Below are 16,305 nucleotides of genomic sequence, written 5' to 3' on the forward strand. Positions count from 1 at the left end.
GCAAGCTGCTCTGTGGGGAAATGGGTAGCCATGATACAGCTACATCTCATATTTGTAGCCTCTGCCCCATACAGTACGGATGTGCTGAGGATTTTTAGGGTCACGTTCTATTTTTTTGCGGAGGCTGGAAATATGTACATCGATAGTGCGATCCAGATAAGCGCCATCTCCGCCTTTGATCCGATCCATCAGCTCACTGCGGGTAAAGACTTTACCTGGATAGCAGGACATCTCTTTTATAATAGAAAATTCGATTTGAGTAACTTCTATTTCTTGGTCATCGACTAACAGACAATGACGGTAATCATTCACCCAAACCCTTACTTTTTTAATCTTTTGAGTTACCGTTTGCGATTCAGTGAGCATGTTGCGGCCGCAGCGGCGCAGCAGGGCTTTGATGCGGGCATTTAACTCTATCAGACTGAACGGCTTGCATAAGAAGTCATCTGCTCCGTCATCCAGAGCCTTTACTCTTATATTCAGCACGTTGTTATTAGAGATGACCAGTATAGGGACTGTGGTAAATTGACGGATTTGGCTGATCAGCGCACATTCGACTTTACCGGAAAACATCAGAGCGGTCACAATAATATCCGGCTTAAAACGCATAAGTGTAGGAATTGCAAGTTTAGAGTCATAAATAAGCTCGGTATGATAGCCTTCCTCCTGAAGATGAAGAGCAATCATATCTGCCAAACTTTTTTGATCTTCAATGACGAGTATTTTTATGGGCATGACTGACATCTCCTGTACAGACAAAGATACAATAGCATTGCATAATCATGTATTTGCCACGATAATACATACTTATGTATTCGGCAGAAATGCGAAAATTGAACAGTCCTATAATGTAAGAAAGTATTAATTTACAGGAAGAAGGTTGCATCTTTGCGAATGATTTTATTATCTGGAGGTTCGGGTAAACGTCTGTGGCCCTTATCCAATGTGAACCGTCCCAAGCAGTTTCTTTCGATACTACGTCACGACGAACGGCCCGAAAGTATGCTGCAACGAATATGGAGGCAATTAGATGAGGCGAATTTGGTAGATGAGGCCTATTTTTCGACGAGTGGAACTCAGGCCGAGCTGATCCGGGGGCAAATTGGCGGAGGTGCTGTAGTCATTGAGGAGCCTACTCAGCGGGATACCTTCCCGGCCATTTCCCTGGCTACAGCCTACTTGCATGACGTTGCAGGTGCATCACGCGACGAGATCGTAGGGGTCATGCCTGTGGACGGGTATGCGGGGGATGAATTTTTTGAACATCTGCGCAGGCTTCCTTCAATATTAGAGCAATCAGGAAGCCATATCGCATTAATGGGGGCTGCGCCAACGGAGCCTTCTGATAAATACGGATATATTGTGCCTTCAGCCTCTTCTTCACTTGACCAGCCATATTACAGAGTTAGTTCATTTGTAGAAAAGCCGGATCTGATCCGTTCAGAAGCGTTGATCCGCGAAGGGGCCTTATGGAATTGCGGGGTGTTTGCTTTTAGACTGGGCTTTTTGTTGGATATTCTGGAGCAAATGGGTTTACCAGTCGACTACAATTCTCTTTCGACAAATTATGCAGACTTGCCTAAAACTAGCTTCGATATTGCAGTAGTAGAGCATACTCATAAGCTCTCCGTGCTTCCATATCATGGAGAGTGGAGAGACTTGGGTACATGGGATTCGTTGGTGCGGGAAGTAAGTTCGAAGCTAAGTGGCCCGGGATATATTTCAGAAGCTTCCCATGACTCGCATATCATCAATGAACTGGAGATTCCGGTTAGCATCTGGAATGTCCCGGACATTATTGTCGTTGCCGGTCCAGATGGCGTGCTGGTTACGGATCGACAGTCGTCAACAGGAATTAAGGATATGGTGGCGGAAATTGAAATCGGCCCGCGTTTTGAGGAGCGCTTCTGGGGAAAGCAAACTGTATTATCCCATCAACAGGCGGCAAGTGGATTGCAGACAGTGACCAAACGCGTGGTCATATCGAACGGAAGATTTATCAGCTATCATGAGCACCAGTACCGTAAAGAAGTTTGGACCATAGTTTCTGGAACTGGAAGTGTCTCTATCAATGGCGTGACACAGACAGTCAGCCCAGGTGAGGTTATCGTCGTAGAACCCGGTACAAAGCATTTTATAGGGGCAGTAGAGGGAGATTTAGAATTCATTGAGTCACAAATCGGACATATCGTATCCGAAACAGATATTATCCGATATGAATTTCCTGATTCGATTGACGACCATACTCTATGAAGTGTCTACAATATAGGGACTGATAGATATGAATGAGCGTTTATCAGAACGCAGTGAAGAGTAGGAGGAACTATTTTTTATTAGAGCTTGGAAGACCTTTGCATTCTTAAAAAAGGTATTCATGCGCTACGCGAATGAATACCTTTTTTGCATAAACAGTTCTTTGTGTTTGTAATAAAAGGAATAGAAAAGAGACTTATAAAATAATTTTCTTGGAAGTCAGCCACTCTTTTACGGCCTCCGTACTGAGGTCTCTTTTAGGTGTCCATTCTATTTTATCAACCAGTTTGCCGTTTCTGAATTCTGCAATGGTGGGGGTGTATTTTATGTTGTAATCCTCTTTGAATTTATTCCATTGGGACTTGTCCTTATGGATTTTGTGAACGTTCAAAAAAGTAATTTTAGAGCCTAGATTATACTGCTCAATCATCTTGTTAAAGTTAGGCTCAAACCGGTTGCAGTCGCCACAACTGGGTCTGCCGACATAGACAAGTACACTTCGATCCTGTTGAATTAAACTCTTAAAATTTTCAAATGTAACCGCATTCAAGTGGTCATATATTTCCGGGTAATTGCTTTTGCTCGCTTGGATTTCTTTGTCTTTTTGTTGAACAACCTGCTCTAGGTCTTGAAATTTAGCTACAGCTGAAATAGCGATACCAATGATAAGTAATACAATGACACTTAACCCGGCGATATATCCTTTTTTCACAGAAATCCTCCTTTTTTTACAAACTTACACTTACAGTAAATGATATTTCCATTTCTAGCTGTAACACTTGTCTCATTATGTATAAAAAAAGAAGCTTTCCATTGTTGGGAAAGCTTCTTTAGTCTGATAGTTAAAACGTTAGACCACAACAGTCAACAAGTAATCCTCTCGCTTCACTTCAGTTTCCATTGTGTTCAACACATCCAGGTATTGAGCGGAATTTGTTACGATAATTGGTGTAGCTGTAATATAGCCTGCCGCCTTAATTTGCTCGATATCAAATTCAAGCAACAGTTGTCCTTGCTTAACCACATCGCCTTCCTTAACGCGCTTGTCAAAGAATTGTCCTTTTAGTTTCACTGTATTCACACCCACGTGAATCAGAATTTCTGCTCCGTCATTGGAAGTAATACCGATTGCATGTCCGGTCGGGAATACTGTCGTAATCGTTCCATTGACAGGAGATGTCAGCACACCCTCTGTAGGATCAATGAGGATTCCTTTTCCCATAGCACCTGAAGCAAAAGCAACATCAGAAGATTGTTCCAAAGGCAATACTTTACCTTGCAGTGGGCTTACGAGAATTTCTTTCTCGATTGCCACTTCTTTCTTTACGGGTGCAGCTTCTGTTTTTGCAGTTTCTTCTTTTGGATCTTCAAAGCCCAAAATCATAACCAACACAACTGCGAGTACAAAGGCAACGAGCAAACCGATGACTACCCACAAGAATCCAGTTCCAAAATAAGTTGGCAACGCCAGCAAACTAGGCAGGGAGAAGGATTTTGCAGTCGCTCCGCCAGAAGCGATAATGGCGCCCCCAATACCACCGGAAATACAAGCATAAATGAAAGGCTTTTTCAATTTCAAAGTTACACCATAAATCGTTGGTTCAGTAATCCCGAATACAGCTGCCAGTGTAGAGGAACCAGCCAAAGCCTTCATCTGGGTGTTCCGGGATTTCAGGAATACCCCCAGTGTTGCACCGGCTTGAGAAAGTACAGCTGCTGTAAGCATCGGAAGCATCGTGTCATAACCCAATGTTGCAATATTGGACAGCATGATTGGAACAAAGCCCCAGTGTACGCCGAAAATAACAAATACTTGCCAGAATGCTCCGGCAACAGCTCCGGCGATCAATGGGCTTAAATTGTATACCCATGTAAAACCGTTCGCCAAGCCCTGACTGATCAGGTTACCGACTGGACCAAAGGCCAAAAACGTCAACGGAACAACGACCAGTAGTGATAGCATAGGTACGATAATGTTTTTAACCGATTGATGGATAAAGGAATTGAACCAGCGCTCCACATAGGACTGTACCCATACCGCGAGAATAATTGGGATTACGCTGGAACTGTATTTAATTAAAATGATTGGAATCCCGAGAAAAGCCAGTTTTGCCGGATTGTCCACCGCCGCAATAACATCCGGGTAGACAAGGGCTCCAGCAACTGCGACAGATACAAAGGCATTTGTCTTAAATTTACGGGACGATGTAATAGCCAGAAATAGAGGCAAGAAATAAAATACACTGTCTGAAGCGGCGTTCAGAATCAGATACGTACCGCTTGTATTATCAATCCAATGGAGCGACAAAATTAATGCCAGAATCCCTTTGAGCAAACCTGCCCCTGCAAGAGCTCCCAAAAGAGGAGAAAAAATGCTGGAAATGATATCGACCGCTTTTCCAAGGAAATTCGTTTTTTCGGTAGACTCTTCCTTTTTCGCATTTGGATTGTCAGCATCCTGTAAATTTGTTTCTGCCATCATATGCTCAAACACTTGACCTACATTGTTGCCGATAACCACTTGAAACTGGCCGCTGCTTTCCACTACTGTAATGACACCAGGGGTTGCTTCCAGTGCGGCTTTGTCTGCTTTTGTACGATCATTTAATTTAAATCTCAAGCGTGTAGCGCAATGGAATACCGAATTGACATTCTCTTCGCCACCAACGAGGGTCACTATTTTTTTAGATAGTTCTTTATCACTCATGTTCAGAACTCCTTATGGGTTATTCTTGCTACTGATAGGATTTACTGTTTACAGCTGTTGCTAAGATACGCCGGCGTGCATCTTTTTTTAAACTTGTAAACAAGAAAAACCTAAACTCGTGGTGAAAACTACGCACTCTCTCCTATAGAGGAACGTCGATTTCACCATCAGTTTAGGTTTTGCCTGCCTTACCAGTCACAATCCATGAACGATGAAGGTATGAAGTTGTTAGTCTTATATGTTATTACGTTCAGTTACGCGATGAATATGGATAGTTAGATATACGTATTCATCCTTGCTTAAATATTGATCGTATGTTTTTTCCAGATACTCATTGATCTTTTGAGCACAAGCAAAAGCTTCGGTATACGTCTGCTTCACCTGGTTGTACAAAAATTCTTCACCACTGTGAATGACTTCTTTGCGAATCACTCGCATCGCAAAATATTGCAAATGTGTCAAAAATCTCGAATAGCTAAAAGAAGACTCATCCAGCACAATTCCGTAATGATACGTAATAATGTTCAAGATATGTTGGACAATCTCGGTCATTTTTAGTGTGGATTTCATTTCGTTACCGTCGATCCGTGCATTCACCACATGCAATGCAATAAATCCCGCTTCATCTTCGCCTAATTTTACTCCGAGCGTATTTTCAATTTTTTGGAGAGCATCCAGCCCAACTGCAAATTCTTTTTTGTAAAAGCGTTTAATTTCATACAGCATCGCGTTTTGGAGTGCCAGTCCTTTTTCTTGCCGTTGTATGGCAAAATGAATATGGTCGGTCAACGTTAAATAAATATTATCGCTTAACTCCGTATCCAATACTTCCGTTGCATGCTTTACAATTTCATTCACGACCTCCAGATGAGATACAGGAATATCGTTCAGCAACTCGGTTAGTTTGGCCGTGAACTCGTTTTCATTTAACATGAAAATCTTATCTATTTTATCATCATCGACTTGATCGCCAGCCACCTTTTTGAAGGAAATACCTCTTCCCATCACGATGACCTCTTTGCCTTTATCGTTTTTAGTCAATAGGACGTTGTTATTGAGCACCTTCTCAATAATCATTGAAGTTCCCCCTCCCATCCTTTACCAATAAAAAATGCCTAAGCACAATTCAATACTATTGTTAGCAATAGCACTCAATTGAACTCAGGCATTGCCCGCATCACCGGTCACAATCCTTCGATATAGTGCTATTGTAGCACAAAAAAAAGCGATTTCAACATATTTTATTCTGTTTCGACAAAAAATATTTCTTATCAAGGCCCTTTTGCCTAATTTGCAAGTACATCGTTACCTTATGTAGTCGTACGTTCAATGAGGCTGTACTCTAGCGAATGAAGCTTCATTTGGCGTCCAATCAGCTGAGGGGAAAGCATGAAAAAGGCATTTTGTGCTTGAGCCATGATAGGATTTTGAATCGTTGTAATCCCCAGCGTATGCGCCAGCTCCGTGTTATCGAATCCAACAATTGCCAGATCTTCCGGTACGTTCAGTTTTTGTCTGCGTGCTTCGCAGAGAATGCCCACTGCTACATAATCGTTAGCACATAAAATAGCCTCTGGAAATTCGTCCGGATGCTGTAACAAATCCCGTACGACCTGTTCGCCATCACGGATATTATAAATAGAAGAGTGATTCCAGTGTTGCAACACGGGCAGATTGTGCTCACTCATGATCTGTTCGTAGGCTCGTTGTCTACTATGGGTATTAATACTGCTCGGACGGCCAAAAGCATTGGCTATACGAGTATAGCCTTTTTGTATCAAATGCCTGAGCGCTAACATATATCCTTTATACTGATCCATAGCGACGGAGCGAATATCGGTATGCTCCATTCGTTGCCACGACACGATCGGGCCATATTTGCAATAGGTGCTCAAAAAATCGGTGTCATTCACGCAGGAAATGATGACCAGCGCATCGACTCTTTTTCTTTTTAAATCCTCAAAGGCTTGAAGCTCTTTCTTTTTGTCTTCTCCCGAAGTATAAATAATGGTTTGAAATTCATATTGGCCCGCTACTTCCACAAAGCTGTCCAGAAAAGCGAGAACAATTTCATTAATAGTTGAAGTAATGATACCGATCTGAAGCGTCTGACCCTTGGATAGAGAAATGGCATTTCGATTAGGAACATAATCTAATTCCTGCATGATTTTCAAAATTTTAGCTCTTGTTTCATGACTAACATGGGGGGACTGATTTAATACTCTGGATACCGTAGCTTTGGAAAAGCCCGCCAGTTTTGCAATTTGATCAAGATTCGACATGGTGCTTCTCCTCACATAAAAAAAATACTTGACATGAAACGCGTTACAACGATTAGGATGCTTATGAAGGCATTACGTCTATTTTAAGGTATCTGTCAATGCATTTCAAAGGAGAACGGTTATCGTTAGGTTGCATTGTTCGCTGAAATGGGCTTTAAAGTATTATTGTCACATTATGAAACACCGCTAGGTCTGATTCAGAAGTATAATGGCTGGCTGGGACGTGAAGTCATAGCATTACGTAAATTATGCCGAAACAGTGTTTACACGCTATAAGGATAAAGTAAAATACTGGATGACCTTTAATGAAATCAATGTAATGACCATGAGTCTGTTCACCGGTGGCGGTGTGGTTATTGACCTCTGTGCATGACACGTATCGAATTGATTACTTGCGTCAGCATATTGCCCAAATGAAGGAAGCGATTGCCGACGGTGTTGATCTGATTGGTTACACCAGCTGGGGCCCTATCGACCTTGTGAGCATGTCTACTTCCGAAATGTCCAAGCGCTACGGATTTATTTACGTTGATCTGGATGATGACGGTAACGGAACGCTCAAACGCTCCAAAAAGGACTCATTTAACTGGTATAAAAATGTGATAGCAACCAATGGTGAAGAATTGTAATTCCATCATCTCGGGCGGGTATAGCAGAGGACATCCTAAGGATGCAATCTGCTGTACCCGCTTTTTCGATAGACACAATAATAATATTTCAGAGGGCTTCACAAACTTTTCACTTGTAATAAGCTGAAAGTTTTCTGTATAATGAATAAAAATTTCATATGTCTGGTTGATGTTTGCGGGAGATGGAACGAAAGTTCCGACCGAAGGGGCAAAACTCTCAGGTGCTTAGGCTGATTACAGCAACAAGCGGGGACCGTAAACGGACAGAACTCTGGAGAGACCCTTAATTGGGCGCCGAAGGTGCACCGCAGAGAACATCTGCTTAAACTCTCAGGCAAAAGGACAGAGACGCGAATAACCTGTGACAGGGAATGCCCTAGGCTTTTTTATGAGCTATTAGAGGTAGAAACCTGCACAAGATGGTTGTATTTTTTCGTGCCTTTAACCTCTCCAGGAGTCGAATCAGCGGATTTGACTCTTTTTTGTTTTCTAATATGCTGGAGGAGCGGGTTGAAATGAATTTGGTACATGTATTAGAAACGATTGACAGCTGGATATGGGGAGCGCCGCTTCTTATTCTCGTAATGGGCACTGGGTTGTGGCTAACGATCCGTTTGAAGCTACTTCAGGTTATTCGATTGCCTTTGGCGCTCAAGCTAATTGGTAAAGCGCCGGACGAAGGTAGCGGAGATGTAAGCAGCTTCGGAGCATTGAGTACGGCACTGGCAGCTACTGTAGGTACAGGAAGTATCGTCGGCGTGGCAACAGCGATCAAACTGGGTGGGCCCGGTTCATTATTCTGGATGCTGGTTGCAGCTTTTTTCGGGATGGCAACCAAATATGCGGAAGGATTATTATCCGTTAAATACCGTGTTAAAGACCGGAACGGACAATTTTCGGGTGGTCCGATGTATTATATTGAAAACGGGCTTGGCCGCCGTTTCAAGCCGCTGGCGATGTTGTTTGCCTTTTCTGGTGTTCTTGTAGCCCTATTTGGAATCGGTACTTTTCCGCAAGTAAAGGCTATCGTTTCTTCGACGGAAAGTAGCTTTGGAGTGCCAACGGTAGTTACAGCGATCATTATTTCCGTGTTAACGGCTGTTGTTACGATTGGAGGACTCAAAAGTATTGCCAAGGTATCCACAAAGATTGTTCCATTCATGTCGGGGCTCTATATCGTAGTTTGCTTAATTGTACTCATTAAGTTTGCAGGAGAGCTTCCTCATGCGATTGCTTTAGTATTACAAGGGGCCTTCTCGACCACATCTGCAACGGGTGGATTTGCCGGAGCGACGATTATGTTGGCGATGCGAAGCGGAGTTGCCAGAGGTATTTTTGCTAATGAAGCCGGTTTGGGAAGTGCGCCAATTGCAGCAGCAGCTGCTAAGACGAAATGGCCTGCAGAACAAGGGCTGATATCCATGACAGGCGTATTTATTGATACGATGATTATTTGTAATCTGACGGGATTTACGTTGCTGGTTACGGGAATATGGAGTGGAAATGACGATGGAGGTCTGATGACCCAGCATGCGTTTTCCAGTGCCTTTCCGGCTGGTGCAGAGCTCGTGACGATTAGCCTTATTTTATTTGCGTTCACAACGATACTTGGCTGGAATTACTACGGAGAACGTTGTGTTGAATATTTACTGGGTGTCAAATGGATTAAACCATACCGTTATCTGTTCATCGCACTTGTAGCAGGAGGTGCGTTCATCAAGTTGGAAGCCATTTGGCTACTGGCAGATATCTTTAACGCAATGATGGCTTTCCCGAATCTGATCGCACTGCTTGGCTTATCGGGAATCGTAGTTGCAGAAACCCGAACCTATATGGATTCTTTGTATCCTAATAAGAAAAAGGGCATTCTTGCAGGTGCCAATGTAGGGGCTGCTATCCAAGTAGAAGAAAAAGGACAAACGGTTAATTCATAAAATCAAAAAGGGAGTGCCCTCAGCCATCATAGGCTTGGGGACACTCCCTTTTTGATTTTTAAAGTGATGCGCGTAAAGAAGCCATAATATATGCCTGATTCAACTTTTACCAAAGCCTCCATATTCCATTTCACCGGCTGCAATGTTTACGATTTTTTCTGATTGCTCATCATTAATATTGTAATCGACCAGGGTGGAAGGGGCACCGAGACTTGTCCAGAATGCACTCGTATGCGTCACCGCGCTGCCCCATACGTATTTTTCGTTCGTTTCTCAGTTGGTGATAACAGAATCCGGGTTCATTTCTGAACCGGTGGGGGCGAGTGTGTGGATGTTGCCGAATGGCAGAGCCTGGGTCGGCATGTGCTTTTTGTTGATAACATCCGACACATCGCCGTCATCTTTAGCCCCTGCTGCAGTTCTTCAATTTGATGGTCTCCAAAATTAATCTGGTGGGGTTATAATATGTGAATTTGTTCATCTGGAAAGTTCCCCTCAGTTCATAGTTCATGTCCAATCGTAACTTGCTTAACCTGATTGTCTGTCGAATAGCTGACTTCATCATGTAAGCTATTTGAAATGACGATTAACTATTAAACATGAAATGAATAAGGGTATTCAGGTAAATCTAATCTTTGACCGCTCCGGCGGCAAGATCGGAAATAAACTGGCGGCTAATGAAAAGAAACAAAATAATAAGTGGAAGTACAGCCAGCAGGGTGCCCGCAATGACCATCGCATAATCCGTATTGTAAATTCCGTTCAATTGTGACAGTGCAATCTGGAGCGTGAATTTACGCTCATCCGTTAAGACGATTAGCGGCCATAAATAATCATTCCAAGCTCCTATAAAGGTAAACGCGCCGAGAAAAGCGAACGCAGGACGTAGAATAGGCAGTGCTACATTCAAGTACAGTCGAAAAAAGCTGCATCCGTCCATCCGGCCCGCATCCAGCAGCTCCTTTGGGATGGATTCTTCCGCATATTGACGAATCCAGAAAATGCCGAAGGCATTTACCATCCCCGGGATGATAAGCGCTTTGAACGTACCTACCCATCCAAAGGAGGCCATCATGACAAAGGAGGGGACAAGCGAAAGTTGTGAAGGGACCATCATCGTAGCTAGCAGAACGATAAATAGCACTTTTTTGCCCGGAAAATCAAACTTGGCGAATGCAAAACCTGCCAGTGAATCGAAAAACAGAACCAATAGGGTAACAGAACTGGCTACAAAAAGGGTATTAAAAAAGGCTCCGGCAAAATTAATCTGCTGTAATACTCTCGTTATGTTATCCAAGAAGTGGCTGCCAAACCACAATTGCGGTGGAAAACGGTAAATGTCTGAAGTGGTACGAGTTGCCATGACGATCAGCCAGTAAAATGGAAACATCGACAGGATGATTCCCACCAACAATCCGGCATATAAAACAAAGGATTTTGCGCGTGTCTGCATCATGTTGTGAAGCTCCTTCCCATCGTTATTTTTTACCTTGAACGAGTTTCCAGTTTATGATGGAGAATAGAGCAATGATGAGGAACATGCCCCATCCGACGGCTGCACCATATCCAAAATAGTTGTTAATGAACGACTCGCGGTACAGGTATAAAACGATGGTCATGCCACTTGCCCCGGAACCGCCGTCATTACCGACCAGGACCTGTGGCTCGGTGAAGAGCTGCATACCGCCGATGGTGGACGTAATGACCGTAAACAGAATGACTGGGCGCAGCATGGGGATAGTGATGCGGAAAAAAGCTTGCGCTCCGGTTGCCCCGTCTATTTTGGCGGCCTCATACAGCACATGCGGAATACTCTGGAGTCCGGCCAAATAGATGATTGCGTTATAGCCCATCCATCTCCATACGACCATAGAAGAAATGGCAATTTGGATACCCCATGGCACATTCAACCATTGAACCATGGGTAGTCCCAAGAGTTGCAGAATGTAGTTAAGAAATCCAAAATTGTTGGCAAATAAGGCACCAAATATGATGGCAACAGCCACAATGGACGTCACATTGGGCAGGAAGAATCCAACTCGCCATAAGGTGCGCATTTTCACAAAAGGGGCATAAAGCAGAAAGGCAATAATCAGTGCGAAGAATAGCATCGGAATCGTTGCATACACCCAGATCACAAAGGTGTTGCCTACAGCCTGCCAAAATTCATTGTCTGTTACAAGGTAGCGAAAGTTGCCCCAGCCGTTGTAGGTCATGTCTCCGATCCCGTCCCATTTGTGAAACGCCAGGTATAATGAAAAGCCAATCGGAAACAGTCCAAAGATGCCAAACAGCAGATAAAACGGCGAGATCGCAGCATAAACGGCACGGTGCTTCCAGATTTCTCTCAGCATATTGTCCACACGCCTTTTTTGAATTTTGTTTTTTTACCGCTGTAATTCCCGTTCGATTCGATCCATGGTTTCCGTCCATAATATATCGGGATTGGCATCCTGCTTGGCGACATTAGCAAGGCGACGGGTCACAATGCCGTGGATGACAGGATAGCGCTCGCCGAAATAGCTGCTTTTCACATGACGTGCGGAGGTAGCAAAGATGAGTCCGGTGGCCTGACCACCAAAGAAAGGCTCGGGTGTCTCCATGATAGGATCGTCATAGACGCCGGGAGTGGACGGGAACAGTCCGATTTTGTGGTAGGCTTCCAGCTGGTGTTCCGGGTTTTGCAGCCAGGTCAGGACTTCAAAGGCTTCTTTGGGATGTTTGCTGGATTTGAGGATAGAAATGAAAGAACCACCCAGGTTGCCGTCTCCTCCAGGAGCACGGGCGACTCTCCATTTGCCCGCTGTATCCGGCGCGGCCTCTGTGAGAACTTGCTTCATCCAGATAGCCCCTACAAAAGAGGCAATTTTGCCGTTATTGACCGAAGCGTTCCATTCGGGAGTCCAGCCATCCGCATTGGCGAGCAGATGCTTCTTGTGGAAATCGACAGCGGTTTTCCAGCCCAGACGGATATCAGGAGATTGATTGCCGATATAGCTGCCATCCGGCTTGAAGTAGAGGTTTGTGTGCTGAGCGAGTACCTGATTGTAAACGTTTACAATATTATCAGCCAAAAATGAACGGCTTCCGAATTTCTGCTGAAGTTGTTCTCCGGCTGCCATGTAATCATCCCATGTGCGGATGGAGGCACTAACCTTTTCAGGATCACTAGGCAAGCCTGCTTGTTCAAACAGATCACTTCGGTAGAAGAGGGCGGTAGGCCCAGTATCCATGGGAAATGCAATCATTTTACCATCAGGAGTGATCCCTTGATTCCATTTCCATTCCAAATATTGATCCTTCAAGCGGTCTGCTCCAAGTTCCCTTAAGTCGTAAAAACGATCCGCACTGGGGAACAGCTCCACCATCCAATCGTTCAGAGCTACGATGTCTGGTTCACCGGAACGAGCTGCGAGCGTTGTCTTCAGTTTGGCTTTGAAGTCACCGCCTATTTTTTGAGTTTTTAATTCAATGTTGGGAAAATGTTTTTCCGCCTGGGCGAGTAGTTCATCGTCAATGGAACGGTTCCAGTACCACAATGTAAGCGTTATCTTTTTTCCGTTTGACAAATTAGTTTCAGATGATTGACTTTCAGAGGACGAGGGTTCACTACAAGCACTGAACATCGTGAGAAAAGCAAGACATAATACCAGCCATTGTACTGTCTTCACATCATTTCCCTCCTTGCTGTCTGAGATAATCTACCTGCCTAACAAGTTGTAAATGGTTTAGCTCCATCATATGAAGCTGTTACCCATTTATGTGCATTGCCTTAACCAAAAACAAAAAATTTGAAACGTTTATTACTAAAAAAAACACGCGCGTCTGTTATATGAAGAACGCACGTGTTTAAGTTAGGGATTCAGCCTATGACATCAGCCGCTGTATTTCATCTTTCAGAATTTCGGACCGAGTCCCGAAAATAACCTGTAGGGTACCATTACCAAGCCTGATGATTCCCGACGCTCCGAGCTGCTTGAGAGCTTGATCGTTAACCGCTTTGTCGTCTTTGACGACAAGACGCAGCCGCGTGATGCAGGCATCAATGCTTTGGATATTGTCTGAACCGCCGAGATAGGTTAGTATTCTGCCTGCCTGACTGGACTGAGTGTTGGATGTGGTGCTTGCCTTTCCATCGGATATAGTTTCGTTAACGTCAGACAGGAGACTGTCTTCTACATCATCTTCACGCCCAGGAGTTTTTAGGTTGAATTTGAGAATGATAAATCGGAACAGAAAGTAATAGATGAGGGCGAAGACAAGCCCGACCGGGATCATTCGCAATGGGTGGGTGGAGAGTTTCATATTGACCAGATAGTCAATGAGTCCTGCTGAAAAAGAAAAGCCAAGTTTGACATCCAGTAGGTATACGACCAAGCCACTTAGGCCTGTCAGCAGAGCATGAACGCCGTAAAGTAATGGTGCAATGAACATAAACGAAAATTCGAGGGGCTCGGTAATTCCGGTCAGGAATGATGCCAGCGCGGAACCGATGAAGATGGAAGCGACGGCTTTACGTTTTTCCGGTTTGGCGGTATGGATGAATGCGAGGGCTGCTGCTGGCAGCGCGAACATCATAATGGGGAAGAAGCCGGACATGAATATACCCGCCGATGTATCGCCTGCAAAAAAACGCGTCAGGTCACCATGAACGACCTCACTGGCAGCATTGGTGTAGTCACCAATTTGAAACCATGCGATCGAGTTCAACACATGATGCAAACCGAGTGGGATCAGCAGCCGATTGGCAATCATGAATACCATTGATCCGATTCCGCCAAAGCCGACAATCCAGTTGCCGAAGACTGCAATCCCATCTTGTATCGGACTCCAGATCATTCCGAGCAGAATGGCCAGAATCATGGTCGTAAAGGCGGTGATCATGGGGATAAAACGTTTGCCTGAGAAGAAGCCAAGCCAATCCGGGAGCTGAATATTGTGATATTTTTTAAACAGAAAAGCAGACCATCCACCGATAAAAATACCCCCCAATACGCCCATGTCCAGCTTGACGTCGTCTGGAATATATGCAAATATACCCGGCACTGCCGCCAAAATACGGGTCAGCACCATATAGGCAATGACTGCCGATAATGCGGCTACTGCGTCGCCTGCCAGACCAATGGCAACACCAATGGAGAAAATGAGCGCAAGGTTACCGAAGATGGCCCCCGCCCCCTCGTTCAGAAAAGGAGTGATATAATGATTCAGAAATCCGCCAACTCCGGGACCAAGTGGTATATCCGTTTCATAATTAATCAGAGCTAATCCTTGCAAGATCCCTGCAGCGGGTAGAGTGGCTACTGGAAGCATTAACGACTTGCCGATTTTTTGCAGAAATTTCAGCATAACATTCTTCCCTTCTTCATCGAGTTTGGGAGTGTCGTATTCATCCTGAAATCCTCACATTAAACCATTTTTTCACATCATAAATCGGGGAATCTAACATGGTCAACGATTATTTTAAGCTATGAAAAAACGTAAATCCGCAGTTGACATCGCTTACATGCTTATATAGTATCAAATTTAAGTTAATAATCGTGACGGAGACAAGAGAGCCACGCAGACATCCCATGGTACAGCACAGGGTTGGTTTGTGATGGCTTTTCTTTTTTTGTGCGATGAAAGCGATCAAAATCGGATGATCTATTGAGGAGGTAGGTTGTATGTCGCCATACGCAGCCGAATTCATAGGGACAATGATTCTTATTGCCCTAGGTGGCGGAGTGTGCGCAGGGGTGTCCCTGAAAAAGTCATTTGCCCACGCTTCCGGCTGGATTGTGGTCGGAATGGGTTGGGGGCTCGCGGTAGCTATTGCGGTGTATGCAGTGGGTCAAATCAGCGGAGCGCATTTGAATCCGGCAGTTACACTGGCGTTGGCATTTCAGGGTAGTTTTCCATGGCAAGATGTTCCCGGCTATATTGTGGCTCAGCTTCTCGGGGCCATGGCGGGTGCAGTGATCGTTATTTTGCATTATTGGCCCCACTGGAAAGAGACGGAGGACACAGCAGCCAAACTCAGTGTATTTGCGACAGGACCAGCTATTGATCATCCGTTTGGCAACGTGCTTAGTGAAATGATAGGTACTTTCATCTTTGTTCTTGCTTTACTGTCGTTTGGCGCCAATTCATTTACAGACGGCCTGAAACCGTTGATTGTTGGTTTTTTAGTTGTCAGTATCGGTTTATCCCTTGGAGGCACAACGGGCTATGCCATCAATCCAGCGAGGGATTTTGGGCCGCGTCTGATGCATTATTTACTACCGATTCCCGGTAAGGGGGCGTCCAACTGGAAATATGCATGGGTGCCCGTTATAGGACCGCTATTGGGGGGATCTTTCGCAGGGCCATTTTATCAGGCCGTTTTTAAGGGGAGTGTGACTCCGGCTTTTTGGATTTTACTAGGGATCATCGTGATTGTACTCTTGATTACCTTCCGTATGAGTCGAACTTATAAAAATCATAAAATGGATCACAAACTTACAGCGTAAAAACGATGG

14 protein-coding genes, 2 pseudogenes and 2 riboswitches are annotated in these 16,305 nt (G+C 44.4%); of the genes and pseudogenes, 5 read left to right on the forward strand and 11 right to left on the reverse strand.

The window, feature by feature from the left end; genetic code table 11:
* Positions 1-39: 39 nt before the first annotated feature.
* Positions 40-735, reverse strand: coding sequence for a response regulator transcription factor (locus WA407_RS16540; RefSeq protein WP_336077804.1), 696 nt, complete (start codon positions 733-735; stop codon positions 40-42).
* A gap of 159 nt (positions 736-894) precedes the next feature.
* Between WA407_RS16540 and WA407_RS16545 the strand changes: the two genes are divergently transcribed.
* Positions 895-2,253 carry a sugar phosphate nucleotidyltransferase gene (locus tag WA407_RS16545; RefSeq protein WP_336077805.1) on the forward strand — a complete coding sequence of 453 codons (1,359 nt, stop codon included), beginning with the start codon at positions 895-897 and terminating at the stop codon, positions 2,251-2,253.
* Between the two features lie 196 nt (positions 2,254-2,449).
* On the opposite strand, the gene WA407_RS16550 is transcribed toward WA407_RS16545, so the two are convergent.
* From WA407_RS16550 to WA407_RS16565, 4 genes are all read right to left on the reverse strand, one after another.
* Complete coding sequence (locus WA407_RS16550; RefSeq protein WP_336077806.1) at positions 2,450-2,965, reverse strand: thioredoxin family protein; 516 nt, start codon at positions 2,963-2,965, stop codon at positions 2,450-2,452.
* 138 nt (positions 2,966-3,103) lie between these two features.
* Positions 3,104-4,960, reverse strand: coding sequence for a beta-glucoside-specific PTS transporter subunit IIABC (locus WA407_RS16555; RefSeq protein WP_336077807.1), 1,857 nt, complete (start codon positions 4,958-4,960; stop codon positions 3,104-3,106).
* Between the two features lie 234 nt (positions 4,961-5,194).
* Entirely contained in the window at positions 5,195-6,037 is an 843-nt protein-coding gene (licT, locus tag WA407_RS16560; protein ID WP_235308579.1) for a BglG family transcription antiterminator LicT, read from the reverse strand.
* Positions 6,038-6,270: 233 nt separating this feature from the next.
* Positions 6,271-7,242, reverse strand: coding sequence for a LacI family DNA-binding transcriptional regulator (locus tag WA407_RS16565; protein WP_336077808.1), 972 nt, complete (start codon positions 7,240-7,242; stop codon positions 6,271-6,273).
* Between the two features lie 259 nt (positions 7,243-7,501).
* Here WA407_RS16565 and WA407_RS26760 point away from each other — a divergent pair, with 259 nt between their 5' ends.
* From WA407_RS26760 to WA407_RS16575, 3 genes and pseudogenes are all read left to right on the forward strand, one after another.
* Positions 7,502-7,615, forward strand: coding sequence for a family 1 glycosylhydrolase (locus WA407_RS26760; RefSeq protein ID WP_442952040.1), 114 nt, complete (start codon positions 7,502-7,504; stop codon positions 7,613-7,615).
* Positions 7,605-7,871, forward strand: a pseudogene (locus WA407_RS26765) (family 1 glycosylhydrolase); the annotation flags it as partial. The gene WA407_RS26760 and the pseudogene WA407_RS26765, both read left to right, overlap by 11 nt.
* Positions 7,872-8,037: 166 nt before the next feature.
* Positions 8,038-8,114, forward strand: a riboswitch (glycine riboswitch).
* A gap of 18 nt (positions 8,115-8,132) precedes the next feature.
* A riboswitch (glycine riboswitch) is annotated at positions 8,133-8,227 on the forward strand.
* 159 nt (positions 8,228-8,386) lie between these two features.
* Positions 8,387-9,805, forward strand: a complete 1,419-nt coding sequence (locus tag WA407_RS16575; protein WP_235308583.1) for an alanine/glycine:cation symporter family protein — start codon at positions 8,387-8,389, stop codon at positions 9,803-9,805.
* Positions 9,806-9,904: 99 nt separating this feature from the next.
* Here WA407_RS16575 and WA407_RS16580 read toward each other — a convergent pair whose 3' ends face one another.
* The 6 genes and pseudogenes from WA407_RS16580 to WA407_RS16605 all read right to left on the reverse strand — a co-directional run bounded on the left by WA407_RS16580 (position 9,905) and on the right by WA407_RS16605 (position 15,154).
* The gene (locus tag WA407_RS16580) at positions 9,905-10,045 is read right to left on the reverse strand and encodes a hypothetical protein (protein ID WP_268820006.1); all 141 of its coding nucleotides are present in this window, start codon (positions 10,043-10,045) and stop codon (positions 9,905-9,907) included.
* 36 nt (positions 10,046-10,081) lie between these two features.
* Positions 10,082-10,222 (reverse strand): annotated as a pseudogene (locus WA407_RS16585) (NADH-dependent alcohol dehydrogenase); the annotation flags it as partial.
* Between the two features lie 211 nt (positions 10,223-10,433).
* Positions 10,434-11,261: a carbohydrate ABC transporter permease gene (locus WA407_RS16590; protein ID WP_061828831.1), complete on the reverse strand. Its 828-nt coding sequence runs from the start codon at positions 11,259-11,261 to the stop codon at positions 10,434-10,436.
* A gap of 22 nt (positions 11,262-11,283) precedes the next feature.
* A complete protein-coding gene (locus WA407_RS16595; RefSeq protein ID WP_235308586.1) occupies positions 11,284-12,159 on the reverse strand; it encodes a carbohydrate ABC transporter permease in 876 nt (291 codons plus the stop codon).
* A gap of 33 nt (positions 12,160-12,192) precedes the next feature.
* Positions 12,193-13,476, reverse strand: coding sequence for an ABC transporter substrate-binding protein (locus WA407_RS16600; protein ID WP_336077809.1), 1,284 nt, complete (start codon positions 13,474-13,476; stop codon positions 12,193-12,195).
* A gap of 196 nt (positions 13,477-13,672) precedes the next feature.
* Positions 13,673-15,154, reverse strand: a complete 1,482-nt coding sequence (locus WA407_RS16605; RefSeq protein WP_336077810.1) for a PTS transporter subunit EIIC — start codon at positions 15,152-15,154, stop codon at positions 13,673-13,675.
* A gap of 317 nt (positions 15,155-15,471) precedes the next feature.
* Between WA407_RS16605 and WA407_RS16610 the strand changes: the two genes are divergently transcribed.
* Positions 15,472-16,296 carry an MIP/aquaporin family protein gene (locus WA407_RS16610; RefSeq protein WP_061828828.1) on the forward strand — a complete coding sequence of 275 codons (825 nt, stop codon included), beginning with the start codon at positions 15,472-15,474 and terminating at the stop codon, positions 16,294-16,296.
* The last annotated feature ends 9 nt before the right edge of the window (positions 16,297-16,305 follow it).

Origin of the sequence: Paenibacillus sp. 203 (genome assembly GCF_037027525.1) — a bacterium.
Lineage (GTDB): Bacteria > Bacillota > Bacilli > Paenibacillales > Paenibacillaceae > Paenibacillus > Paenibacillus polymyxa_B.